7 protein-coding genes are annotated in these 7,356 nt (G+C 69.8%); 2 read left to right on the forward strand and 5 right to left on the reverse strand.

Features of this window, described 5'->3' with window-relative positions; translation table 11 throughout:
• On the reverse strand, nt 1-1,109 hold a 1,109-nt coding region (locus QZX79_RS12610; protein WP_294568609.1), incomplete at its 3' end, for a DEAD/DEAH box helicase.
• 243 nt (nt 1,110-1,352) lie between these two features.
• Nucleotides 1,353-2,855 carry an RNB domain-containing ribonuclease gene (locus QZX79_RS12615; RefSeq protein ID WP_294568610.1) on the reverse strand — a complete coding sequence of 501 codons (1,503 nt, stop codon included), beginning with the start codon at nt 2,853-2,855 and terminating at the stop codon, nt 1,353-1,355.
• Between the two features lie 124 nt (nt 2,856-2,979).
• Here QZX79_RS12615 and QZX79_RS12620 point away from each other — a divergent pair, with 124 nt between their 5' ends.
• Nucleotides 2,980-3,714, forward strand: a complete 735-nt coding sequence (locus QZX79_RS12620) for a ferritin-like fold-containing protein (protein WP_294568611.1) — start codon at nt 2,980-2,982, stop codon at nt 3,712-3,714.
• A 37-nt stretch (nt 3,715-3,751) separates the two neighbouring features.
• Here QZX79_RS12620 and QZX79_RS12625 read toward each other — a convergent pair whose 3' ends face one another.
• A complete protein-coding gene (locus tag QZX79_RS12625; RefSeq protein WP_133405083.1) occupies nt 3,752-3,976 on the reverse strand; it encodes a DUF3107 domain-containing protein in 225 nt (74 codons plus the stop codon).
• A gap of 47 nt (nt 3,977-4,023) precedes the next feature.
• Nucleotides 4,024-4,644, reverse strand: coding sequence for a TetR/AcrR family transcriptional regulator (locus QZX79_RS12630; protein WP_246669922.1), 621 nt, complete (start codon nt 4,642-4,644; stop codon nt 4,024-4,026).
• A gap of 106 nt (nt 4,645-4,750) precedes the next feature.
• Between QZX79_RS12630 and moeB the strand changes: the two genes are divergently transcribed.
• Nucleotides 4,751-5,938: a molybdopterin-synthase adenylyltransferase MoeB gene (moeB, locus tag QZX79_RS12635; protein ID WP_294568612.1), complete on the forward strand. Its 1,188-nt coding sequence runs from the start codon at nt 4,751-4,753 to the stop codon at nt 5,936-5,938.
• Nucleotides 5,939-5,967: 29 nt separating this feature from the next.
• Here moeB and QZX79_RS12640 read toward each other — a convergent pair whose 3' ends face one another.
• A complete protein-coding gene (locus QZX79_RS12640) occupies nt 5,968-7,356 on the reverse strand; it encodes a glutamyl-tRNA reductase (protein ID WP_294568613.1) in 1,389 nt (462 codons plus the stop codon).

Consider the following 7,356-nt stretch of genomic DNA (forward strand, 5'->3'; position numbering starts at 1 on the left):
GGACACTGGTAGTTGATCACGTGCGTGATGTCTTCGACGTCGATGCCGCGGGCCGCGACCTCGGTGGCGACCAGGACGTCGATCTTGTCACCGCGGAAGGCGCGCAGCGCCTGCTCGCGCGCGCCCTGGCCGAGGTCGCCGTGGATCGCGCCGGCCGCGAAACCGCGGTCGATGAGTTCCTCCGAGAGCTTCGCGGCGGTGCGCTTGGTCTTGGTGAAGATGATGGTGCGGCCGCGGCCGCGCGACTGCAGGATCCGTGCGACAACCTCGGCCTTATCGAGGTTGTGGGCGCGGTAGATGACCTGGCGGATGTCCTTCTTGGTGATGCCCTCGTCCTCGGGATCCGCGGCGCGGATGTGCGTGGGCTGGGTCATGTACCGGCGGGCCATGGCGACGACGGGGCCGGGCATGGTGGCGGAGAACAGCAGCGTCTGGCGCACCGGGGGCGTGGCGGCGATCAGCGTTTCGACGTCGGGCAGGAAGCCGAGGTCGAGCATTTCGTCGGCCTCGTCGAGCACCACGATCTTGACGTTCTTGAGGACCAGGAGCTTCTGGCGGTGCAGGTCGATCAGCCGGCCCGGGGTGCCGACAACGATCTCGACGCCGCGCTGCAGCGCCTCGATCTGCGGCTCGTAGGCCCGGCCGCCATAGATGGTGACGATGCGCGCGTTGCGCTTCTTCGCCGCGGTGGTGAGGTCGCCGGCGACCTGGACGGCGAGTTCGCGGGTGGGCACGACGACGAGGGCCTGCGGTGCGCCCGGGACCGGAAGCTTGTCGTAGCCGGCGTCATCGGGGCCGACGACGCGCTGCAGGGCGGGGATGCCGAAGCCAAGGGTCTTGCCGGTTCCGGTCTTGGCCTGGCCGATGATGTCGTGGCCGCCCAGGGCGATCGACAGGGTCATCGCCTGGATGGGGAAGGGGTGGAGGATCCCGGCGTCGGCCAGCGACTCCACAATGTCGGGGCGGACGTTGAAGTCGGCGAAGGTCTCGGGGACCTCCTTGTGGGGTTCCTCGGTGGTGACGAGCGTGTCCTCGACGTCGATGGCGTCGTCGCTGTTATCGGCAAGGAGGTGGTGCGAGTCCGCAACCGGGCTGTTCTGAGTGTTCAATTACATACCGTTCATTAAGGCCAAGCGGCCACCGAGGCTCGACGGGTAGCTGGGGTTGGCATCCAGCTCGGAGCGTATCGGAGGCGCAGGGCGTCCAGTGGAAGCCGATCGCGGGCTTGCAACTGCGTGCCGGCTGGCGGTTGAAGCGCCAGCGCCGGCTGGGAAAAACTCGGGACCGAGTAGGTACTGCGGGTCATCGGGGTATGTCGATAACGACCGGGCATCCATTACTACGAGGCCAGTCTACCCCGGGGGCGCGGCGGAAACGGGCAGGCCGCCCGTGGCGGCGGGTGCGGCCAGCTCGAAACGCACGACGCGGCGGGCGGTGTCGGCCTCGACGAGCCGCACCGTGACCAGGGAACCCGCGGTCAGCTCTCCGTAGCACTTGGCCTCGATCGCCGGATCGATCAGCTGCACCGTGCCGGAGGGGCGGCTGCGGGGACCGGCATCCCCGTTGCTGGGCCTCGAACCGGCCAGCACCACGGCGGTGAAATCCTTGCCCACGTCGTCGCTCAGCAGCGCCGCCGCCAGGGCGTCCATGGCCCCGGACTCCATCCGCGCCGAGGCCGAGTTCGCCGCGGCCATCAGGGAGTTCAGGTCGGGCAGGGCGTCCCGGGCCCACTGCGGCACCGGGCGCCCCGCGCACAGGGCCTCGCAGATCACCAGCACGAACCGGTCGACCAGGCGGCGCAGCGGTGCCGTCGTATGCGCGTAGGGGGCGGCGATCGCGGCCTGCACCACCGCGTCGGGCACCTCGCCGTCGAAGGCGGTGTACCCGGCGCCGCGGAACAGCGACGCGGCGGCGTGCATCAGGGCGAGCTGCTCGGGCCGGTCGGTGTCGAGGCTCCGCAGGAAGCCGCCGTAGGCCATCCCCTCCGGCCACGCCCGGCCGCAGGCCGCCGCCTGGCTTCGGAACTTCGCCAGCGCCGACTCGTCGGGTGCCGGCATGGTGCGCAGGATGCCGATGCGTCCCTCGATCATGATCCGGGCGGCCTCCATCCCGGTCATCAGGGAAATCTGGGCGTTCCAGTCCTCCGAGGGCAGCGCCGGTGCGGTCATGAGGAAGTAGCGGCCCCGCTCGAAGCCGATCTCCTGGGCGGGAAGGTTCAGGCTGGCTCCGCCACGCTGGAGTTCGAGCTCGATGCGCTTGAGGCCGATCTCGCGCAGCAGCACCAGGTTCTCCGGCGCTCCGCCCGAGCGCAGGTCGTCCTCGACCTCGGCGTAGGTCAGCTGCGTGCGGCTGCGGACGGAGGCGCGGCGCACCGACGCCGTGGTCACCGCGGCGGAGGAATCGAGGTCGAACTCCCAGACATAGGCGCCGCGGACCACCCCGGGCAGGAGGCTGGCCGCGTCCTCGGCGATCACCTCGGGGTGGAGGGAGATCCGCCCGTCGGGGGCGTACACGGTCTGGCCGCGCAGCCGGGCCTCGGTATCGACCGCCCCGCCCGGCCGGACGAAGCCAGGGACGTCGGCGATGGCGTACCAGATGCGGTAGCCGGAACCCCGGCGCTGCAGGTGCACGGCCTGGTCGAGGTCGATCGAGCCGGGGGGATCGATGGTGATGAAGTCCAGCCCGGTGAGGTCCTCCGGCGGGAACTCGTAGGCCGCGACCGCGGCCTCCGCCTCCGCAAGGACCTCAGGAGGGAAGACGGTCCGCAGCTCAAGTTCGTCCCGCAGCGCCTTCAGGGCAACGGCGAGGTGCTGCTGTGAGGCGCTGTCACCGAGACCCGGATGCAAATACGGCACACGCTCACCGTAATACACGCACCGCGCCGCTGGGAGGGGACGGCCCGGAGGGTGCGGCGCCGCATCATCGGGCGGCGCGGGGCGGAAGGCCCGGCACGGCCGGGCCTTCTGTAGTGTTAGGAGAATGAACAACCGCACGAACGAAGGCGTTCAGCCCGGCCCCGATGGAGCCGAAACCTCCTTCGCAGCAGCCGACCCGGACCGGGTCCAGAACCCCCGCTACGCCCGCTTCATCGCGGATCTGCTGGGGGTCATCGCCTACGGGGAGCTTTCCGGCTTCGAACGGCTCTCCTCGGACGCAAGGTTCTCCCCGACCCTCGCCGACCGGGCCGGCATCGGACGGCTGGCCGTGCAGGAGTTCGCGCATTTCGAGCTGGTCAGCAGCCACCTGGCAGCCCGGGGGATCGACGTGGAGCAGGCCATGGCGCCGTTCGTGGCCTCGGTTGATGCCTTCCACGAGCGGACCCGGCCCGCCGACTGGTTCGAGTCCCTGATGAAGGCGTACGTGATCGACGCGATCTCCGGCGATTTCTACCGGGCCCTGGCGGACCGGCTGGATGCCGAGACCCGGGGGCTGATCGGCAGGATCGACGCCGACGACGACACCTCGCTGCTCGGGCGGCGCCTCAAGGAGGCGCTCGCCGACGATCCCCGGCTCGCCTCGCGGCTGGCCCTGTGGGGGCGCCGGCTGGTGGGGGAGGCCCTGACCCAGGCCCAGCGGATCGGCATTGAGCGCGAATTCCTCGGCGGGCTGCTGTTCGCCGACACGACCGACCCGGCCGCCCACACTACAGCGCTGTTTGCCCAGCTCACGCGCAACCATTCGCGCAGGATGAGCGCCCTGGGCCTGACGGCCTGAGGTCCCGGCCCGCGCGGAGCGGGCCGGGAGGTGGACTCTAGAGAGCCCCGAAGCCGACGCGGCGCTGCTCTTCGGCGCCGATCTCGACGTACCCCAGGACCGTCGACGGCACGATCACCGTGCGGCCCTTCGAATCGGTGAGCCGCAGTTCGGAGCCGCCGTTCATCGCCGAGGCGACCACCTCCGCAATCGCCTCGGCGGTTTCGGAGGACTCCAGAACAATCTCCCTGTTGACGTTCTGAATACCGATCTTAATTTCCACGGCGGGTGCCTCCTGTGTAGTGAATCTTTAGCCCTTGGAAACCTACTCTAGATCTCCTTGGGGAACCGACTAATTCCGCGCCAAGCTAAACGGTAGATCAGCTCGCTGGCCGTTTCGATGTCGAGCGTCCCGTCGGTTTCAAGCCAGAACCGGGCGCTGATCTGTGCCATGCCGGCCAGGCCCCGCCCGAGCAGGGTGGCCTCCACCAGCGACAGCTGGGTGTCCTCGGCGATGACCTCGGCGATGGCGTTGGCGAAGTGGGCGTTGAACGCCTCAAGGCGGGCGCTGACCTCGGGGTCGTTGCTGACATCGGACTCGAACACCAGCCGGTGGGCCTTGCTGTCACGGGCGATGAAGGAGAAATAGGCGCGCATGGTGGCCTGTACCCGGACCTTGTTGTCCCCGGTGGAGCGGAGGGCCTCCATGAGCAGGCTGGTGAGTTCGGCGAGGTGGTTCTCCAGCAGCGCCAGGTAGAGCTCGCGCTTGCCGGGAAAGTGCTGGTACAGCACCGGCTTGCTGACCTTGGCGGCCTCGGCGATGTCGTCCATCGCGGCGCCGTGGAAACCATGGGCCACGAAGACCTCGTGCGCGGCGTTCAGGAGCTGTCGGCGGCGCTCGTCGCGCGGCAGCCGCAGCGCTTTTCCATTTGGTGAAGCCTCTGCGCTCACAACCTGCAACCTCTGTTCTGGAGTTCCGTTCGGTTCAGTTTACCTACGGTGCTGCCGGGGACCGATTCGGCTGGCAGCGCGAGCGGTGCGGGCATACATTGAAGGCATGAGCGCACACCACCGGGCCGCCGGCATGCCGGGGCTTCCCCCGCTGGTCGATCCGCACCCCGAACTCACCGCCGAGGAGATGGTCCGCTACTCGCGCCACCTGCTGATCCCCGAGTTCGGCCTGGAGGCGCAGCGGCGGCTCAAGAACGCCCGGGTGCTGGTGATCGGGGCCGGGGGGCTCGGCTCGCCCGTCCTGCAGTACCTGGCCGCCGCCGGCGTGGGCACCCTCGGCATCGTCGACGACGACACCGTCGAGATTTCGAACCTGCAGCGCCAGGTGATCCATGGGGTGGGCGACCTGGGCGACCTCAAGGCCGCCTCCGCGCAGCGCAGCGTGGCCCAGATCAACCCGCTCGTCGAGGTGGTCCTGCACCCCGAACGCCTGACCTCCGGCAACGCCCTTGAGCTGCTGGGCGGGTACGACCTCGCGGTGGACGGCACCGACAATTTCGCCACCCGCTACCTCGTCAACGACGCCGCCGCGCTGCTCGGCAAGCCCTACGTGTGGGGCTCCATCCTGCGCTTCGACGGGCAGGTGAGCGTGTTCTGGGAGAAGCACGGCCCCGGTTACCGGGACCTCTACCCGGAGGCCCCGCCGCCCGGGTCGGTTCCCTCCTGCGCCGAGGGCGGGGTGCTCGGCGTCCTGTGCGCGTCCATCGGCTCCCTGATGGGCACCGAGGCGGTCAAGCTCATCACCGGGGTGGGCAGGACCCTGCTGGGCCGGGTGCTGATCTTCAACGCCCTCGACATGTCCTGGCAGGAAATCACGGTGCGCAGGGATCCCACGGCTACGCCGGTGACGGCCCTGATGGACTACGAGGCGTTCTGCGGACTGGCGCCGACGGAGGAGGAGGAGGTGCCGTCGATCGGGGTGCGGGAACTCGCGGAGCTGCTCGACGGCAGGGAACGCGGCGAAGCGGCGTTCGACCTGATCGATGTTCGGGAACCCGGGGAGTACAGCATCGTGCGGATCGAGGGTGCGCAGCTGATTCCGAAGGACCGGGTGCTGGCCGGCGGCTACACCCCGGAACCGTCACGCCCGGTCTACGTCCACTGCAAATCCGGCAAGCGCTCGGCCGAGGTGGTGCGGCACCTGCGCAGCCAGGGGCACCGGCAGGTCTTCAATGTCGACGGCGGGATCCTGGCCTGGGTTTCGGCGATCGAACCCGGCCAGCCGGTCTACTGACCGGGCGCCGCAGGCAGCACACAGCGCGGTCAGGCGGAGGCGGCAGCGGGCGGTTCGTGGCTGACCGGGCACTGCGCGGGATCCCCGCTGCCGGCCGGGTGCGGAACGCCGGCCGGGTGCAGCGCGGGGCGGAACGGCGCTGCGGGGACCTCGGGGCCAGCCGTGGACCGCAGGTCGATGCCGTAGAGGGCCTCGAGCGCCGCGGTGTAGTCGTCCTGGCGTCCCTCCGCGGCGAGCTCGCGGGCGCGCACGGTCGGGGTGTGAAGCAGCTGGCGCACCATCCGGCGCAGCGCGAGCTCGACCTCCTCGGCCGCGGCGGTGCACCCGTGCTGTGAGCGCACCCGCTTCATCTCCGCGTCGAGCACCTCCTGGGTGTGTTTGCGCAGGGCGACGATCGCGGCGTCCATGGCCCTCGTGTTCTGCTGCTCCTCGAACGCATCGGCCGCCTGCTGCACCAGCTCACCGGCCTGGCGCAGGGTCTCGGCCTGCTCCTCGGGGGCGGCGAGCCGGACGGACTCCAGGGTGATCAGCTCGACATTGTCGAGGTTGGCGACGGCGGGATCGAAGTCATGGCTCAGCGCCAGGTCGATGACCACCAGGGGGCTCGACGAGCCTTCCCGGATCGACGCGAGGTCCGAGGCCTCGATGCGGGCGTCGCTGCCGCTGCAGCCGATGATCACATCGGCGCCCCGGATCGCCCGGGCGAGGCTGTCCGCATCAAGTGCGCGGCCGCCGCGGGAGGCGACGAACGCCTCGGCCCGTCCGGAGGAGGAGAAGACGGCGACCTCGCCGGCCTCCTTCTCGTTGAGCAGCGCCATGGTCGCACCGGCGTAGGCGCCGGTCCCGAAGAGGACGACCGATTTCTGCGACCAGTCCGCGCTGCCGGAGATATCCCCGGCCAGTTCGAGCGCCACGGAGACGATCGAACGCCCGTCGCTGCCGAGGACTGTGCGGGCCCCGACGTCCTTGGCCGTGCGGGAGGCGGCCTGGAAGAGGCGCACGAGGCCCTTGCTTGCCGCACCCGAGGCCTGCGCCTCGATCAGGGCGCGGCGGACCTGGCCGGCGATTTCGCGCTCACCGACGACGGCGGAGTCGAGGCCGGCCCCCACCGCGAAGAGATGCTTGGCGACCGAGCCGCCCTTCTTGGTGACGAAGGCGGAGGACACGGAGGGCTCAGGGATGCCGGAGTAGCTGCTGATGGTGGAGATGATGGCGGAGCGGGCGGCCTCGACGTCCTCTTCGGACGGGGCCTCGAAGTAGATTTCGAAGCGGTTGCAGGTGGAGAGCACCACGGCGCCGGACACGGGGCGGTCGTCCGCGAGCACGGCTGAAGGGACCTGGGGCGCCCCCACGCTCAGGCGGGCAACGGTTTCCAGGTCCACATTCGAGTGAGTCGCAACGAGAGATAGTAGAACCAC

Source organism: uncultured Arthrobacter sp., assembly GCF_902805515.1.
Taxonomy (GTDB): domain Bacteria; phylum Actinomycetota; class Actinomycetes; order Actinomycetales; family Micrococcaceae; genus Arthrobacter_D.